Source organism: Flagellimonas lutimaris (assembly GCF_003581615.1).
In the GTDB taxonomy this organism is placed as follows: domain Bacteria; phylum Bacteroidota; class Bacteroidia; order Flavobacteriales; family Flavobacteriaceae; genus Flagellimonas; species Flagellimonas lutimaris.
Window position 1 is genome coordinate 302,320 of record NZ_QXFH01000072.1, and the last position, 16,605, is coordinate 318,924.

General features: G+C 40.3%; 21 protein-coding genes and 1 tRNA gene. 12 read left to right on the plus strand and 10 right to left on the minus strand.

Going from position 1 to position 16,605, the window contains the following annotated elements:
* The first annotated feature begins 10 nt into the window (after window positions 1-10).
* A complete protein-coding gene (locus tag D2V08_RS11225) occupies window positions 11-1,198 on the plus strand; it encodes a TlpA family protein disulfide reductase (RefSeq protein WP_119608241.1) in 1,188 nt (395 codons plus the stop codon).
* Between the two features lie 80 nt (window positions 1,199-1,278).
* Here the strand turns inward: D2V08_RS11225 and D2V08_RS11230 are convergent, their stop codons facing one another.
* The 6 genes from D2V08_RS11230 to D2V08_RS11255 all read right to left on the minus strand — a co-directional run bounded on the left by D2V08_RS11230 (window position 1,279) and on the right by D2V08_RS11255 (window position 5,932).
* Window positions 1,279-2,214: a DUF4382 domain-containing protein gene (locus D2V08_RS11230; RefSeq protein WP_119608242.1), complete on the minus strand. Its 936-nt coding sequence runs from the start codon at window positions 2,212-2,214 to the stop codon at window positions 1,279-1,281.
* A 159-nt stretch (window positions 2,215-2,373) separates the two neighbouring features.
* Complete coding sequence (locus D2V08_RS11235; protein ID WP_119608243.1) at window positions 2,374-3,321, minus strand: TolB-like translocation protein; 948 nt, start codon at window positions 3,319-3,321, stop codon at window positions 2,374-2,376.
* A gap of 80 nt (window positions 3,322-3,401) precedes the next feature.
* The gene (gene arsB / locus D2V08_RS11240) at window positions 3,402-4,454 is read right to left on the minus strand and encodes an ACR3 family arsenite efflux transporter (protein ID WP_119608244.1); all 1,053 of its coding nucleotides are present in this window, start codon (window positions 4,452-4,454) and stop codon (window positions 3,402-3,404) included.
* Complete coding sequence (locus D2V08_RS11245; RefSeq protein WP_119608245.1) at window positions 4,454-5,071, minus strand: arsenate-mycothiol transferase ArsC; 618 nt, start codon at window positions 5,069-5,071, stop codon at window positions 4,454-4,456. Before D2V08_RS11245 ends, arsB begins: the two co-directional genes overlap by 1 nt.
* Window positions 5,072-5,086: 15 nt before the next feature.
* Entirely contained in the window at window positions 5,087-5,554 is a 468-nt protein-coding gene (locus D2V08_RS11250; protein WP_119608246.1) for a DUF6428 family protein, read from the minus strand.
* A 48-nt stretch (window positions 5,555-5,602) separates the two neighbouring features.
* Entirely contained in the window at window positions 5,603-5,932 is a 330-nt protein-coding gene (locus D2V08_RS11255) for an ArsR/SmtB family transcription factor (protein ID WP_119608247.1), read from the minus strand.
* 134 nt (window positions 5,933-6,066) lie between these two features.
* On the opposite strand from D2V08_RS11255, the gene D2V08_RS11260 reads away from it, so the two are divergent.
* From D2V08_RS11260 to D2V08_RS11305, 10 genes are read left to right on the plus strand one after another with little or no spacing between them, the layout of a single operon-like run.
* The gene (locus tag D2V08_RS11260) at window positions 6,067-7,239 is read left to right on the plus strand and encodes a cysteine desulfurase family protein (RefSeq protein ID WP_245980575.1); all 1,173 of its coding nucleotides are present in this window, start codon (window positions 6,067-6,069) and stop codon (window positions 7,237-7,239) included.
* Entirely contained in the window at window positions 7,236-8,390 is a 1,155-nt protein-coding gene (locus D2V08_RS11265) for an XdhC family protein (RefSeq protein ID WP_119608248.1), read from the plus strand. The genes D2V08_RS11260 and D2V08_RS11265 overlap by 4 nt, the downstream gene beginning before the upstream one ends.
* The gene (locus D2V08_RS11270) at window positions 8,387-8,992 is read left to right on the plus strand and encodes a nucleotidyltransferase family protein (protein WP_119608249.1); all 606 of its coding nucleotides are present in this window, start codon (window positions 8,387-8,389) and stop codon (window positions 8,990-8,992) included. The genes D2V08_RS11265 and D2V08_RS11270 overlap by 4 nt, the downstream gene beginning before the upstream one ends.
* The gene (locus tag D2V08_RS11275) at window positions 8,989-9,225 is read left to right on the plus strand and encodes a MoaD/ThiS family protein (protein WP_100818470.1); all 237 of its coding nucleotides are present in this window, start codon (window positions 8,989-8,991) and stop codon (window positions 9,223-9,225) included. The genes D2V08_RS11270 and D2V08_RS11275 overlap by 4 nt, the downstream gene beginning before the upstream one ends.
* Window positions 9,222-10,235, plus strand: coding sequence for a HesA/MoeB/ThiF family protein (locus D2V08_RS11280; RefSeq protein ID WP_119608250.1), 1,014 nt, complete (start codon window positions 9,222-9,224; stop codon window positions 10,233-10,235). Before D2V08_RS11275 ends, D2V08_RS11280 begins: the two co-directional genes overlap by 4 nt.
* Window positions 10,228-10,671, plus strand: a complete 444-nt coding sequence (locus D2V08_RS11285) for a molybdenum cofactor biosynthesis protein MoaE (RefSeq protein ID WP_119608251.1) — start codon at window positions 10,228-10,230, stop codon at window positions 10,669-10,671. Before D2V08_RS11280 ends, D2V08_RS11285 begins: the two co-directional genes overlap by 8 nt.
* A complete protein-coding gene (gene moaCB, locus D2V08_RS11290) occupies window positions 10,672-11,568 on the plus strand; it encodes a bifunctional molybdenum cofactor biosynthesis protein MoaC/MoaB (RefSeq protein ID WP_119608252.1) in 897 nt (298 codons plus the stop codon). It begins immediately after the preceding gene.
* Complete coding sequence (gene moaA / locus D2V08_RS11295) at window positions 11,561-12,553, plus strand: GTP 3',8-cyclase MoaA (protein WP_119608253.1); 993 nt, start codon at window positions 11,561-11,563, stop codon at window positions 12,551-12,553. Before moaCB ends, moaA begins: the two co-directional genes overlap by 8 nt.
* On the plus strand, window positions 12,553-13,719 hold the full coding sequence (locus tag D2V08_RS11300; RefSeq protein WP_119608254.1) for a molybdopterin molybdotransferase MoeA: 1,167 nt from the start codon (window positions 12,553-12,555) through the stop codon (window positions 13,717-13,719). Before moaA ends, D2V08_RS11300 begins: the two co-directional genes overlap by 1 nt.
* Before the next feature lie 3 nt (window positions 13,720-13,722).
* The gene (locus D2V08_RS11305) at window positions 13,723-14,478 is read left to right on the plus strand and encodes a sulfite exporter TauE/SafE family protein (RefSeq protein ID WP_119608255.1); all 756 of its coding nucleotides are present in this window, start codon (window positions 13,723-13,725) and stop codon (window positions 14,476-14,478) included.
* On the opposite strand, the gene D2V08_RS11310 is transcribed toward D2V08_RS11305, so the two are convergent.
* Together D2V08_RS11310 and D2V08_RS11315 are read right to left on the minus strand one after the other, a co-directional pair.
* Window positions 14,475-14,822, minus strand: a complete 348-nt coding sequence (locus D2V08_RS11310; protein WP_119608256.1) for a winged helix-turn-helix domain-containing protein — start codon at window positions 14,820-14,822, stop codon at window positions 14,475-14,477. The two genes, D2V08_RS11305 and D2V08_RS11310, sit on opposite strands and share 4 nt — an antisense overlap.
* Before the next feature lie 311 nt (window positions 14,823-15,133).
* The gene (locus D2V08_RS11315) at window positions 15,134-15,298 is read right to left on the minus strand and encodes a Lacal_2735 family protein (RefSeq protein WP_119608257.1); all 165 of its coding nucleotides are present in this window, start codon (window positions 15,296-15,298) and stop codon (window positions 15,134-15,136) included.
* 117 nt (window positions 15,299-15,415) lie between these two features.
* Here D2V08_RS11315 and D2V08_RS11320 point away from each other — a divergent pair, with 117 nt between their 5' ends.
* Window positions 15,416-15,637 (plus strand): hypothetical protein, encoded by a 222-nt coding sequence (locus tag D2V08_RS11320; RefSeq protein ID WP_119608258.1) that lies wholly within the window; start codon window positions 15,416-15,418, stop codon window positions 15,635-15,637.
* A 231-nt stretch (window positions 15,638-15,868) separates the two neighbouring features.
* On the opposite strand, the gene D2V08_RS11325 is transcribed toward D2V08_RS11320, so the two are convergent.
* Both D2V08_RS11325 and D2V08_RS11330 read right to left on the minus strand, forming a co-directional pair.
* Window positions 15,869-15,953 (minus strand) — tRNA-Ser (locus D2V08_RS11325).
* Between the two features lie 129 nt (window positions 15,954-16,082).
* Complete coding sequence (locus D2V08_RS11330; protein WP_182835528.1) at window positions 16,083-16,583, minus strand: outer membrane beta-barrel protein; 501 nt, start codon at window positions 16,581-16,583, stop codon at window positions 16,083-16,085.
* Between the last annotated feature and the right edge of the window lie 22 nt (window positions 16,584-16,605).

Consider the following 16,605-nt stretch of genomic DNA (forward strand, 5'->3'; position numbering starts at 1 on the left):
TTTTACATGCATGAAATATTGCCTCGCACTCTCGTTATTCACTGTATTATTTTTTCAATCTTGTTCTGAAGAACCGTGGCTATCAGGAAAATTGGATATGTCCGAAAGCGAAGCATGGAAACCGATAGTTTATTTGGTGCAGCCTCAAAAACTTAATGAAGTGGCCCAAAGTTTTGTAGGCTTAGTGTTGGATTCGGCTAAAGTAGGTGCCAATGGCCACTTTCAATTTGATGCTTTACCTGAGTTTCAAGAACCGGTGTTGTTAGAAATTGTGGTGCAGAAGAAGGGTGAAAAATATCCCAATAGGCTGATAAATGAAAACCCTGAAACTGATAATTATTTTCCTTTTGTTTATGGAGAGGGCGCAAATATGGTGGTCAATGCAGAAGTGTCCAATTTCCAAAGTTCTTTAACTATTGAAAAACCGTCCATTGCCAATGAAGCAATGTTGGAATTGAGGGATAAGAGAATGGTTGCTTTTAAAAACTTAAAAAGCCAAACCAAAGAACACGAAAAGGATGAAGATTTATTGGCACTTGAAAAGAGCCTCCATGTTTATCAAGAGCTGCTGATTAACTTTTCAAATTCCACCTCGGAATTGCTTCCTGGGTTGATGGCTCTAAGATGGGCCAGTCCCGAAGGCGATTATGAACGCATTGCGGAACTTGTTCATGCACAATCCACTAAATGGAGTGAACTATATCCTGAACACCTCTGGGTCAAGGAACTGGTTGCTATGGCGGATAAGCGCAACCTTCCCATATTGACAGGGGATGTAATTACCAACTTGCAGTTTCCAATGAAGAGCGGGGGAAAGGTTTCCCTACAAACAATACTTAAAGATAAAAAGTTAGTACTGTTAGATGTTTGGGCATCTTGGTGCGCTCCATGTAGACTTGAGAACAGAAATATTTTGGTGCCTCTTTGGGAAAAATATAATTCCCAGAACTTTCAGATTGTTGCCTATGGTTTGGAAAGTAGTGAAAAAGCTTGGGATAATGCCATTGAAAAAGATGGTGCCTACCGTTGGCTGCATGCCTCACACTTACAGGGTGACCAAAATCCTTTTATGGAAAAACTTCGGTTAAAGACCATTCCAGCTAATTTTCTGCTAAATCAAGAGGGCAGAGTGCTGGCAAAAAACCTCCATGGGCAGGATTTAAGCCACTTTGTTAATGATTATATGAGTAAACAGTAAATCGCTTTTAAATTTTAAAATCTTTAAGGAATAAAAAAAGCCGGGATTTTCCCCGGCTTTTTTAATATACTTACAATAGTTTAATTGCCATCTCCTGTGGTTTCCTCTTCAGTGGCATCTGGGTCCACTTCAAGTACAAAATCCTGTGTAGTAATATTGGCGGCATCAATTTGTATATCTAAGGTGTCGCTAACTAGATAGCCGTCTAATTCTGCTACCACCTCATACATTCCTGCTTCAAGACCTAAAATAGCATAGTTGCCATCTACATCGGAAAAGGATGTGGTGTTTAAGGTATCGGCAGCGAATACAGAAATCTGGGCGCCCTCCAAAGCGATTGCGACTTCTTCCTCAACTGTGCCTACATTACCAGAAAGGGTTCCGGCCGTTGATAAGTTACTTGCTTTGATTACAGGTTTGAAATTGAATCCATTTACTCCAGCGGGAGTGCTAATGTTTCCTTTTGGAACGAAGGAGCGACTCACATCAAAATCCAATAACAAATCGGAAGAAAGACCACTGGTTACCGTTAAGGCCGGGTCAATAAAAACTTTAATGCCAGAAGCATCACCACTTGGAACTTTTAAATCGAATACAGTTCCATCGGTCAATATCACATTTACTCCTTTTACATAAATACGGATTAAATCGTAAGACCCTGCCGGAACATCAATCTCTGCTAATTGTTGTGTTAGACCATTGGTCAGCTCTAATAGATTCACATCCATTTCTTCTTCCATTAAAGTGATGTAAGGATAATTATCATCATTAGAATCATCATCTGAGCTGTCGTCAGTGTCATCACTGGAATCATCGTCGTTTTCAACTTGGCGAGCTTCTACTTTGTATACGGTAACATTGGCTTCGGCCACTAGTTCATAAGGAAAAGGAGCATCTGTCAACTGTACCGATAAAGTTCCAGTACCTTCAGCACTTCCAGACCCTTCACCGTCTGAACAGCTCATTATGATGAGAGCCATTGCCATTAATAAACTGAAAATAAACTTTGTTCTCATAGTATGGGGTTTTAATTTTAGGGCATAGATATCCCTGCTTTGACTTTATGTGTACTCAACAATCAAAGTTTAAAAAACCCTACTTAATTCCTTAAAAAAACCAATTTAATCGATGAAATGCATTTCCATACTCAAAAAAGAAGCCTTTTTCTTACAAAATTAATTCTTAAAGATAAAATTTGGGGCCTGCTGATATTTAAAGGTGTTGTCGGTCAAGATTTCCATTTCCTTGGTTTCCCAATTCATTAGACCTATATGAAACTGCGATTGATTATCATCAAATAATTCAATGGCCAACCATTTGCCATCTGGGCTCCAATCATGCCATCCTTCGTTATCGGTGTTTTCAGTCAGTTTCCATGTTTTGCTGCCATCAAGGCTAACGGCATACAAACTGTATTTGCCATTTTGTTTGCTCTGATAGGTCACAAAATTTTCGGTAGGGTGCAGTTTAGGCGCACCTGCTCGATACCCATATTTTCCAGCGGTAGTGTCCTTTTCAGGATAATGAGTCAACTGTTTTCTGTTTTCCCCATTGGCATCCATAATATAGAGTTCTTCATCAAACCCATCAATATGTTTCCCTGCGGTTTTACCCCCTCGAAACACGACTTGCTTTCCCTCGTTTACAAATAGTGGGTCTGCGGCAAACTGTAATCCTGTTTCTATTCGATTGACAATCTTACCACTTCTATTAAGGATGTAAAATGTGTTTTCAGTAATTAGTTTTGGCTTCACAATAAGTTCATCTCCATCTTTTCTACTGCTCATCCAACTATCCGCCAATTCCAAATCCGTTACTTTCTGTGGGTTCTCTCCTTTAAAATTGCTTTTGTATAAAAAATAACAACGCTTGCAAGCGCCTCTATCAGAAACAAAATACAAAGTGTCCTTGTACGAATAATAAGTCCAATCCACAGGGTACAGGTCTGTGATGTTTTTTTTATCGGAACCGTCGAGATTCATAGAGTAAACCTCGAAATTATCAATGTCGGCATCTCTTAAAACATTGTAAACCAATCCCATTTCGTGTTGGGAAGTGTTCTCTTTTGAATTACAGGATAGCAGTAATGCCAAAAGTCCAAGAATAGTAATTCCTCTTACCATGATGTGTTTAGTTTGTTTTGAAATTTTTGCAAGGTTGAAGTTACTAAACTCTCCGAAATTTTAAAATGAGAGCATGCTTTTTAAGCTTTGGCCTTGGTGTGTGCGTAATATTTCCGTCGTAACCAGAATGAAACTTTGACCAACAAGATGAGTGCGGGAACTTCCACCAAAGGTCCAATAACTCCAGCAAAGGCCTGACCTGAGTTTAAACCGAACACGGCAATGGCCACAGCAATGGCCAGTTCAAAATTATTTCCTGCAGCTGTAAAGGCCACTGAAGCAGTTTTATCATATTCGGCTCCCATAGCTTTGGTAGTGAAAAAACCAATGATGAACATCAACGCAAAATAAATCAATAAAGGCACTGCAATAATCAAAACATCCATAGGTATTTCTACAATCAGTTCTCCTTTTAATGAAAACATAATCATAATGGTGAACAACAGAGCAATCAATGTAATCGGGGAAATAGCGGGAATAAATTTTTCGGTGTACCAAGTTTCACCTTTGATCTTCACAAGGATTTGACGGCTCAAAATGCCCATTAAAAAAGGAATTCCTAAATAAATGGCTACGCTCTCGGCAATAGTACCAATAGAAATGTCTACAATGGCACCTTCGAAACCAAAATAGGGTGGAAGTATGGTTATGAAAATCCAAGCATAAAAACTGTAGGCGAAAACCTGAAAAATACTGTTTAATGCTACCAATCCAGCGCCGTATTCGCTACTGCCTTCGGCCAAATCGTTCCAGACGAGTACCATAGCGATGCACCGAGCCAAACCGATTAAAATAAGTCCAACCATATATTCGGGATAATCCCTAAGAAAAATGATAGCAAGCGCAAACATTAAAATTGGCCCCACAATCCAGTTTAAAAGAAGGGAAATGGATAGGATTTTAGTGTTCTTGAACACTTTTGGTAGCAATGAATACTTTACTTTGGCCAAGGGCGGGTACATCATCAAGATTAACCCGATTGCAATGGGAATATTGGTGGTTCCACTGCTGAATGAATTCACAAAATCGGGAAAACTTGAAAAAAAGTAACCGATTCCAACCCCCAGGGCCATGGCTGCAAAAATCCAAAGGGTCAGATTTTTATCTAAAAAACTTAATTTTTTGGTGGCCATTATTTCTTTATTTGAGAAAAGACATAAAACATTTCAGTGGCAATTTGTTTACTACGCTCGCTGTATTTTCCAGCTTGTTGAGGGGTTTTGTCAAACGCTTTAGGGTCTTCGTAAGTGATTGGAACTCGCTTTTCCGCTCCCGGTACAAACGGACAGCCCTCATCCGCTTGGGAGCAGGTCATTATGGCCGCAAAGTCAGATTTTGGGTTGAAATCATCATCCATTCTTTTAGAAAAGCCAATAACTGGATGCTCGTTTTCTGCGAATTTGATGCTGTAGACTGGATTTTTGCCCTCGGAAAGTGTCTTCACTTCAAAACCAGTGTTGGCCAAAGTGGTCGCCACCATTGGAAATAGGGTAGTAGCCTCGGTTCCACCAGAGTAGCACGTTATGTTTTTTATCTCAAAATGATGCGACATAGTTTGCGCCCAAACTTGCGATAAATGACTTCTTCGGGAATTATGGGTGCAAATAAAATTGAGGCGGATAGGCTTTTTATTATTTACCCTTTCCTGAATGTAATCAACAAGCAATAACAAGGTTTGTTGCCGCTCCGCCACTATGGATTGCGTATCCAAATTGGAGATAAAATCGTTTAATACCGTGTAATGAGACATATTTTCTGTTTTGAATTAGCAGCATCCGCTACCTGCAGTACAGCATTCAGAAGTTTGTACTTCGGATAATTTAACTTTTGGTTTTTCAGCAGGAACACCGCATTTTTCTCTTGCCAAACAATCAGTTTGCTTGGTAGTCAATAAGAAGTTAGTTCCGTCAAAGTCAAGTCCAAATTTTCCGATAGTATCACCTTGATATTCCACTTCTACCTCCAAATCTCCAATGTCCAAAGTTTTTTGGGACAGCTCAATGATATGTGTCAGTTTTTCAGGATGAAGTCTGTGATCATAATCATTTGCATCCCAAAGCTGGAAATTCACCACCTCTTCATTGCGTACGGTACCACCACAATCAATAAAATGCTTGGTTATTTTACCAACTTCGGTAACATGGAAGTGGTTTGGCACTAATTCCCCGTTGGGTAATTGGAAGGCAATGGTTTCTAATTGATTTAAAGCTGATTTTACTTCTTCTAACTTCATAACTATATCTATTTATTGTAATATCACGATTAATGGGTTCAAATTTTTTTAGCAGCAATCTTTTTGATTCAGGTCTTGGTCCAGAAAGGTGGACATCACAGTCTTCATCTTTTTCCAGTTTTCGACATCAATACAATAGCAAACGCTAGTCCCTTCAACATTTCCTTTGATTAATCCTAAATTCTTTAATTCCTTTAAATGCTGAGAGATAGTGGGTTGCGCCAAACCGATTTCATCTACCAAATCTCCACAAACACAGGCATTCAGTTTAAACAAGTACTGTAATATGGCAACACGCGCTGGGTGACCAAACACCTTGGCATACTGCGCAATTTGATTCTGCTTGTCCGTGAATATTTCAGTTTTGGTTAAGCCCATGATTATAATTTATTCATTGCAATATTACGATTAAAGGGTTAATGACCAAAGAATTTTTTGAAAAATATTTCATAATGATTTGAAAAATGTATGCAATTCGCTCTTATTCTTATTAAATTGCGTTATGCATAATAATGCATAACGATGATAATTTGGCTCTAAAGAAAAAAATATATCTGGATTACAATGCGACTACACCGACCGAGCCTCGCGTGGTGGAGGCAATGCTGCCCTATTTTACCGAAAATTTTGGTAATGCCAGTAGTGACCATTCATTTGGGTGGTATGCCAATGAAGCTGTTGAAATTGCGAGGAATCAGGTAGCCAAACTTGTGAATAGCAGACCTGTTGGATTGACCTTTACCTCTGGCGCTACAGAGGCGGCCAATTTAGTGCTGTTTGGGTTCTGTAAAAAGAATAGGAGCAAAGGAAACCATATTATTACTTGCAAAACAGAGCACAAAGCGATTCTTGAAACATTGGAGGCTTTGGAAGCCGATGGATTTGAAGTTACATATTTGGATGTTGACGCAAATGGCAATGTTGATTTGAATGAGTTGGAAGAATCCATAAAATTGTCTACAATTTTGATTTGTCTGATGCTGGCCAACAATGAAACAGGCTTGATTCATCCTATTAAAATTATAACCGAATTAGCGCACTCCAAAGGAGTAGCTGTAATGTCTGATATTACACAAGCTGTTGGTAAAATTCCAGTTGACCTGGAGGATTTGGGAATTGACATAGCTATTTTTTCATCCCACAAAATATATGGTCCCAAAGGAGTTGGTGTCCTTTACTTAAATAAAAAAAATAATATCTCCATCGAAAAACATTTATATGGGGGTAATCACGAAAAAGGAGTTCGCCCAGGGACCTTGAACGTACCGGGAATCGTTGGTGTAGGTGAAGCTTGTAGCATAGCTCAACAAAGCATTGAGGAAAACCGTCAAAAACACTTGAACTTACGAAATAAACTGGAGCATGAACTTTTAACAATAGAGGGGACAGTCATCAATTGTGTAAATGAAACTCGTTTGCCCAATACCACCAACGTTTCCTTCAAGGGAGTGGATGGCACCAAACTACTTCACTATTTGAACATTTTGGCCGTTTCTCGCGGTTCTGCCTGTACCGCGAACCAAGTCAACCCATCCCACGTGTTAAAAGCAATGGGAATTGAAGATGATATTGCTTTAGCCAGTTTACGAATCAGTACAGGGCGAAACACTTCTTCTGAAAATATTGAAAAAGCCGTTTTTGAAATTAAAAAAGCCGTCAACCAACTAAAAACTAGTATTGTATGAGGGAGTTGGATGTCATCACAGCAAAATATCAAGAGTTAAAAGCACAGGATATTCGGTGTGTTTTGGCTACCGTTGTACACGTTGATGGTTCCTCTTATCGCCGAGCAGGCGCAAGAATGTTGGTGGACGAGTATGGAAATATTACAGGAGCCATCAGCGGAGGCTGTTTGGAAGGAGATGCACTCAGAAAGGCACTTTTTGCCTTGGACAGACAGGAAAACAAACTGGTCACTTACGATACCAGCGACGAGGATGATGCGGTAATCGGAGCACAATTGGGCTGTAATGGAATCATTCAGGTGCTTTTTGAACCCATGGATTATACCGATGCCAATAATTCCTGTGAACTTTTAAGAAAGCTTGCAAAAGAAGAAGTTCCAATGACCATTTCAATTGTTTTTGATTTGGATAAAAGCCAGAAACAACTCGGAACCATTTTGATTGCAGATGAAAATCATGCTGTTGCGAGCAAGCAAATACCTGATAATTTGCACAAAGCTTTGCTTTTCAAAAGCAAAGAGGTTATCAATGAGGGTATCTCCTGTTTTGGAGTGCTAGCGATTAATGACAAGGAGCATTATCTATTTATTCAGAAACATCAACCACCAGTAAACCTGGTCTTGGTGGGAGCAGGGAACGATGCACAAATTCTTGCTCAGCAAGCAGAACTCTTGGGCTGGAAGGTCACTGTGACCGACGGTCGACCCACGCACGCGAACAAAGAGCGTTTTGTAGGTTCGTGTCAAGTAATTGTAGCAAAGCCTGAAGAAACCTTGCAAAATATCAAGATAGACAACCGGACTTGTTTTGTGCTGATGAGCCACAATTACAATTATGATTTAGCGGTGCTCAAACTTTTGCTAGGAAGATCTGAGATACCATACATAGGTATATTAGGTCCATTAAAAAAATATAACCGTATGCTCAACGAGCTTGTAGATGATGGAATAGAAGTATCCAAAGGTGATTTAAACAAAATTCACGCACCCGTAGGGCTAGAAATAGGAGCAGAGACACCGGCAGAGATTGGATTGTCCGTTCTCGCAGAAATTCAAAGTGTATTGAAGAATAAAAATGCCCGACCATTAAAGCAGAAAACGGAACCCATTCACGATAAAGAAGTAAATCAATTTCAAAAAATATCCATTTGAGCGCAGAAGAAAACATAGCGGTTGTTGTTTTGGCAGCAGGAGGCTCATCAAGATTGGGTCGACCCAAACAATTGGTGGAATTCAAAGGGAATACCCTCTTGGAACATACCATGGCCAAAGTGGATATGTTGGGATTTCAGACCAAGATTTTGGTGTTGGGTTCCAATCAAGACAAAATTCAGCAAAAGATAAGCTCGGATGGTTTTAAAGTGGTAATCAATTCCAATTGGGAACAAGGTATGGCCTCTAGCATTAAAATTGGACTAGAAGCTGCCCTAGCAGAGGAAAATGGATTGAACCATATACTTTTTTTGGTCTCGGACCAACCCTTTTTGGAACGTGCCAATTTAATCAAGTTGGTGCATACCCAATTGACCAAGAATCCTAAAGCGACATATTCAAAGTATGGTGATAATATTGGAGTGCCGGCCATTTTTGGTAAAGCAGCATTTCCGCTGTTGTTGAAATTGGAAGGAGACGAAGGAGCCAAGAAGCTAATGCACTTGGAAAATTTTAATTTCTGCACGGAAACTTTCAAAAATGGAGGATTTGATGTGGATACTGAAGAAGATGTACAGCAACTAAAGCAAATGGACGTATGAAAGTAACGGTTAAATATTTTGGTTTGGTGGCCGAAGCTGCTGATAAGTCCGAAGAGGTTATGGAATTCAATGGAGAACTTACCGCTTCGGAGCTAAAAGAACAATGCCTATACGGGCTTTCGATTGCAGATAAAGATTCCGTGCAGATTGCGGTAAATCAAAATTTGGATGATAAAACAACCCTAAAAGATGGGGACGAAGTGGCTTTGTTGCCGCCGTTCGCAGGAGGATGAGCAGATACGACAGACAAATAAAACTCACGGAAGTTGGCCTGGAAGGGCAAGAGAAACTTCGCAATGCCAAGGTATTGATTGTTGGTGTAGGTGGATTAGGCTGTCCTGCCGCGATGTATCTGGTCGGCGCAGGAGTGGGTACAATTGGTCTAATGGACCACGACAAAGTCGATAAGTCCAACCTGCACAGACAAGTGTTGTTTCAAGAATCGGACGTGGGAAAACCCAAAGCACTTGTTGCCAAAGAACATTTGGAAAAACAGAACAGCGAGGTACAGTTTGAGGTATACAAGGAACCGTTGACGATTGCAAACGCCGAGAAAATTATCAAACTATACGATATTGTCTTGGACGGTACCGACAACTTTGAAACCAAATATTTGCTCAACGATGCCTGTATTTTAGCTGATAAACCTTGGGTTTTTGCCTCGATTTATAAAAATGAAGGGCAATTGTCAGTCTTTAATTATAAAGATGGACCAACCTATCGCTGCGTTTTCCCAAAAAGTACGCGACAGAACATCAGTTGCGAGGCCACGGGTGTACTGGGCGTGTTGCCAGGTATTCTGGGAACCCTTCAAGCTGCAGAAGTACTCAAAATGATTCTTAGGGTAGGCGAGGTGCTTTCGGGAAAAATAAAGCTCATTAATATGATGCAGGCCAATGAGCAGACCATCAAAATAAATAAGCGCCCTGAAGAAATTGAAAAAATAAGGAAAGAAGGGATAGCCCCAGTTTATATTGATTGCGACTTAAAGAACAAGGAACATTGGTACCTTGATGTTCGCGAAGTATTTGAACAGCCGAAACCAAAAGGACAAAAAGTATTGAGCATTCCTTTTAATGATTTAACATCACGACACAAAGAAATTCCTAACAATCAGGAAGTTTTTGTGTTCTGCCAGTCAGGAAAGCGAAGCAAAAACGCCATAGAGATCCTTAAAAATGAATTTGGCTTTCACAACCTTAAAAATGTGGAAGGCGGAATAGAAACAATTATTGATGGATAAGAAAAAACCAAAAAAAGTATTTGTACAAGGAGCGATTCCACCCGAGAAAATAGCCAATTCGGTGGCCAACCACCAAAGTAAGACCAATATTGGTGCCCACAGTATTTTCTTGGGGCAAATCAGGGCCGACGAAGTGGATGGGAAAACCGTAACCGCTATCGATTACACGGCCTATGAGGAAATGGCGGAAAAAGTGTTTCACGAAATCCGTGAAGCTGCTTTTGCCAAGTTCGATATTACATGTGCCCATATTTATCACAGTTTGGGCAAAATAAAGGTAGGCAAGCTGTGCTTGTTTGTGTTCACATCATCGGCACACCGAAAGATTGCGATAGCGGCCACCAACTTTTTTGTAGAGGAAATCAAGGCGAAAGTGCCCGTATTCGGTAAAGAGATTTTTGAGGACGAAACCCATCAATGGAAAGTAAACAAGTAAATGGTAGACATCACACATAAAGTGACCACTTTGCGGGAAGCAACCGCGGAAGCTATTGTAAAAATGAGCAGTCAAGCTACGATAGAGGCTATCCAAAATAACGAAGTTCCCAAAGGGAATGTGTTTGAAATGGCGAAAGCAGCTGGATTGTTGGGAGTGAAGAAAACACCAGACCTCTTGCCCGATTGTCATCCGTTGCCTATTGAGTACACGGGAATCGACTATGAAATTGATGGGCTGGATATCATCATTTCGATGACGGTAAAAACCATTTATAAAACAGGGGTAGAAGTAGAGGCGATGCACGGAGCGAGCGTTGTTGCGCTTACGATGTACGATATGCTCAAACCGATTGACAAGAATGTTGAAATCGGCACCATTCGACTCAAATCGAAAAAAGGAGGAAAATCCTCATTTAAAATAAATTCAGAAGGGTTGACTGCGGATGTAGTCGTTTGTTCCGATACCATTTCCAAAGGAAAGGGCGAGGACAGGGCAGGAGAGGCCATTGTTGAAAAACTAAAAGCACTGGGAGTGGAATCCCAAAAAAGTATCATCCCAGATGAAGCTGAGGAAATCATCAAAAAAGTAGAGAACACAACTGCTGACTTGTTGATTTTTACGGGAGGAACGGGCGTAGGACCCCGAGATGTCACTCCACAGACCTTGGAACCCTTGTTGGACATCAAACTAAAAGGAGTAGAAGAACAAATGCGAAGCTACGGGCAAAATCGGATGCCGTATGCGATGTTCTCGCGTTCCATCGCGGGCATCAAGGATGGTAAACTCATTCTGGCACTGCCGGGTTCCACCAAAGGAGCAGCAGAATCGATGGATGCGATTTTCCCCCACGTGCTGCACGCATTTAAAGTGATAGAAGGAAAAAGACATGATTGAAAAGAAACCACAAATACTAGACAATTTCGGTAGACCACATACCTATCTTCGCATTTCGTTGACGGACCGATGTAATCTTCGATGCTTTTACTGTATGCCGGAAGAAGGTATTGAGTTGATGGAAAAACCCAGTATTATGACCTTGGAGGAAATCATTGAAATGACAAGAACTTTCAGGGATTTGGGGGTGGATACGGTACGTTTGACTGGCGGTGAACCTTTGGTTCGAAAGAACTTCGGCTATTTGGTCGAAGAGTTGGCCAAATTAGGCGTTACCCTCAAACTGACCACCAATGGAATTGTTCTCGACAAATACCTGGACTTATTCGATAAAATTGGACTGCGTAAAATCAATTTTAGTTTGGATACGCTGGACAAAGCCAAATCCATATTCATCACCAAGCGGGATTATTACGAGCGCATTATGCGCAACTTGGAGATGGCCTTGGATATGGATATGGACATCAAGCTCAACATTGTATTGATCAAGGGTGTGAACGATAACGAAATCAATGACTTTATTGCTTTGACCAAGGATAGAAATATTACTCCAAAGTTTATTGAGTTTATGCCGTTCAAAGGCAATAAATGGGATTGGAGCAAGGGCGTGTCCAAGGACGAAATTTTAAAGACTGTTGGCGACAAGTTCGGGGAAATAGAGACCTTACAAAATCCAAAGCACAGTACTTCCACCAATTTTAAAGTAAAGGGACACAAAGGCAGTTTTGGCATTGTGAGTACGATTACCAATCCTTTTTGTGATGAATGTAACCGTATTCGCCTTACGGCTGATGGCAAGATGAAGAATTGTCTGTTTGCCACGTCCGAAACTGATTTGTTGACCCCGATGCGGAACGGCGAAAAGATAGATAAGACTATTTTGGAAGCCATTAAATCCAAAAAGCATTCTAGAGACGGTATGGATGTAAAGATGGATGCCGAACACTACGAGCAAAACCGTTCAATGATTTCAATAGGAGGCTAATGGTTACGATTGAAGAAGCACTTCACATTATTGAAGACCAAAAAATCATTTTAAAAAGTGAAACAAAGCCGCTTGAAGAGTCTCTTGGCTATGCCCTTGCCACAAATACGGCATCCCCTTTTGATGTGCCCGAGTTTGACAATTCTGCGATGGACGGATATGCCCTTTGTGGACTTTATCAAGGGTATCAACTGGTAGGGGAGGTAGCTGCTGGTGATTCCAAAGAAATTTTAATGAATGATGGCGAAGCGGTTCGGATATTCACAGGTGCCAAAGTGCCTCAAAACACTTCTGCGGTAATGATGCAGGAGAAAACTTCGGTAAAAGAAAACACGCTTTTCTTGGATGAAATGCCCAAAGCTGGTCAAAACATCCGTAAAAAAGGCGGTCAGTTGGAAGAAGGGCAGGAGGTATTTATAGAAGGCCACATTTTAAATCCACCTTCTTTGGCGTTGATGGGAAGCTTGGGATTAGAAAACTTGAAAGTTTTTTCGAAACCTAGAGTGAACATTATCACCACAGGAAATGAATTGGTAAAACCTGGTCAACCCAAGACCGAGGGTCAGATATATGAATCCAACAGCTACGCGATTTCGGGTGCACTACAACAATTTGGCTTTGAACACCATCAAAAAACACAAATACAAGATGATTTTGAGGCCACCAAAGCTGGCATCAAAACTGCTTTGGAATCCTGCGACATACTGATTATTTCTGGAGGAATTTCGGTTGGCGACTATGATTTTGTAAAACAATCCCTCGAAGAAAATGGAGTTAACGAATTGTTTTACAAAGTGTTTCAAAAACCAGGAAAGCCATTATATTTTGGGCGAAAGGGAAATCAGTTCGTGTTTGCCCTGCCTGGCAACCCAGCATCTTCACTTACCTGTTTTTATGTGTACGTCCTTCCGCTGCTTCAAAAATTATCTGGGTATCCGAAAGCTGGTTTAACTACGTATCAATTCCCGATAAAACACGCTTACGAGAATCGTTTTGGACGTCCTTCTTTTCTAAAAGCAGCTGTTTTTGATGGAAAAGTGGAGATTTTGGACGGTCAAGGCTCATCAATGATTCAATCTATGGCCAAAGGAAACGCCCTTGCTTTTATAGATAAAGAGGAAAAGCTTGAAGAAGGAGACCTGATTAAATGTAAACTAATCTCCTAACCAATGAGCGTTGAATATTTGCCCGTTGTCTTTTTTCTGATTGCACTTTTTTATAGCTCGGTCGGATTTGGGGGAGGTTCCAGTTATTTGGCTATTCTAAGCCTTTTCCTAACCGATTTTTACGAGATACGTTCCACGGCACTTATTTTAAATATTTGCGTGGTGACCATCGGAACCATTGTTTTTATCAGGAACCGAGTTTTTGATATGAAGTTGTTTTGGCCTTTTTTAGTGATGAGTATTCCGTTTGCATACCTTGGGGCGCAGGTGCGACTATCGCAAACGATGTTTTTTATGGTGCTGGGAGGAGCCTTGATTTTGGCAGGCGTTTTTATGTTACTTCGTTTTGCCAAGAACCAACTGGATTCGAAACAATTTTCCAATTCCAAAAAAATGTTTCTGGGCGGAGGTATTGGATTACTTTCTGGAATTTCTGGAATAGGCGGAGGTATTTTCCTATCACCGGTTTTGAATCTTTTAAAATGGGCTAATCCAAGGATAGTGGCTTCCTTGGCCTCTATATTCATTTTGGTCAATTCCATTTCTGGTTTAATTGGCCTCAATGTAGCAGGAACCTTCAAACTGAACAGTGAGTTGATGCTAAAACTTGTGGTTGCCGTGGTAATTGGGGGCAGTATCGGGTCTTACCTGTCCAACAAAAAATTCAATCTGAAGTTTTTAGGGGTGCTGACCAGTATTTTGGTGCTTTACGTGGGGTTGCGGTTGATTTTATTGCACGGTTTTGGCATTAAGATTTAAATCAGAGCCAACATCTCATCCGTATGTTGTTGAATGGTTGCGGTAATTTTTTCGTTCATTGAGAGGAAGGTGGAAAGTACTTTTTTTCCGGTTTCCGTTAATTCAGCCCCTCCGCCTTGGGCCCCTCCTTTGTGGAGTTCCACATAAGGTTGCTGTCCTCTTTGATTCATATCTTCCACCATGGACCATGCTTTTCGGTAAGACATACCCATTTCCTTGGCAGCTTTGGACAGCGAACCGTTTTTATCAATCATCATTAAAAGTTGTGCCCGTCCAGGGCCAAAAAACTTTTTTCCGTCAATATCTATCCAGCATCGCGCACGTAACTCTTTTTTTGTTTTCATACGGGTTCAATTCATCGGTCGGTTTTATTTGACGTTCTATGTAAAGGTATCATTTATGATTAGAGGGAATATATTTTTTGGGTTACCCTAAATCATACTTTTATTTAAGGATTAAGTTACTTTTTTTTCGGTTAAGCGATGAAGTGAGCAATTCAGATTGGATTTAGATGTGGTCGAATTAGTAGTAATTGAAGCTATAAATTATTGTACTTGTGAATAATTTTAACTCAACTCAAGATTGTAAATCATCAAAGGAAGTTGGAATCAATACAATCCAAGGCAATTGACAAGGTATTTTCACTTCGGGAGTTCTAATCCAATTGATCAATTTTTTTCATGATTTCTTCAGCCTCGAACACTTTTTCATCACTAAGTTTTCTATTTGTAGTGGAGAGTGCATGTGCTTCTTTTAGGAGTTTGGCGTACTTTTCTTGTAGTTTTTCTTTTTCAGTTTTCTTTTTGAACAATCCGAACATGAGGTATCTTGATTTATGAGCTGAGGTCTTTTGTTATTTAACAGCAATTTCATGAAATATACAAAATGTTTAATTAAATTAGGATGTTGTTAAACAAAATTGAAAAAAGCTTATTATATGAAAATTTCTGCAATGGACTGGCTGGGTTTAACCACCCTTATCTTGGTGACGGTTACCATTTTTGCCGCAATGGACTTGGCCTTTAATTGGATATTTTACCTCACTGTTTTAGGACAGGTTTCTCTCGTTGTTACCGTGTACAAGGTTTTAAGGGATGATTATACTACCGAAAAAACGTTCAAGGATTTTTATGAGGATAAGCCGATGCCTGGGAATTGAGGTTGGAACTTTAAAATAGCATTCAACCAGAGCGTATATAAAAAACCACAACTTTTTACTGTGGGTTTCGTTTGCGGAGGAAGATGGATTACTTTTGGTTTTCCCTATAACCACATTTTGCAAATGCAACTTTGAATTCCTCTGGAATTCACATCTTAAAAAAACAAAATCCCGTTCAAGTAAACTTGACGGGATTTATTTTTTCAAGCTGAACAAAGTTGCGCTTGATCGCGGAGGAAGAGGGATTCGAACCCCCGGAGGTGTGACCCTCAACAGTTTTCAAGACTGCCGCATTCGACCACTCTGCCATTCCTCCTAAGCGGGTGCAAATATATAAAGCTTTTTGTTATCCCAAAAGACCTTTTTGCATTATTGTTACATAAAAATAAAAATCCGATATGCATATGTAAAGCATACCGGATTATCATTAATATATTGATTTGCATCAATCAATTCCAAACTCTAATCCCAGAGAGATAATGTCCCAGCTACCTCCATCAAGGGAAACCCCTCTGTAAGCTAGGACAATGTCTATAGCTTCGCTCACGGAATAAGCCGCTCTTGGCGCGTAATAAAAGCCTCCATCATTACCATCGTTGATTCCAATGGCGTAACCAAGGTCAGCTCCTAGCGAAAATTCATCAGTAATACTGAAACGCCCTGCAGCTGCAATAGGTAAGAATTGAATATCATCGACCTCGAAGGTTCCAAAACCCGTATCTATATCTTCACCAAAAGAATGGGAATAACCTAAAGTGGGACCGGCTTTGAATTCATCAGAAACATCGAACAAATAGCCTAATTCCACGGCAATGGCAAATGTTGCTAAATCTCCGGCATCTCCTATGGGAAGACCTCCATGGATTCCTGCTGTAAAGTCACCTTGGGCTTGACCAAAGGATAAACCGAAAATTACAGCCAATGTAAATAATGCGATTTTTTTCATGATTATGGATTTTATAGTTATT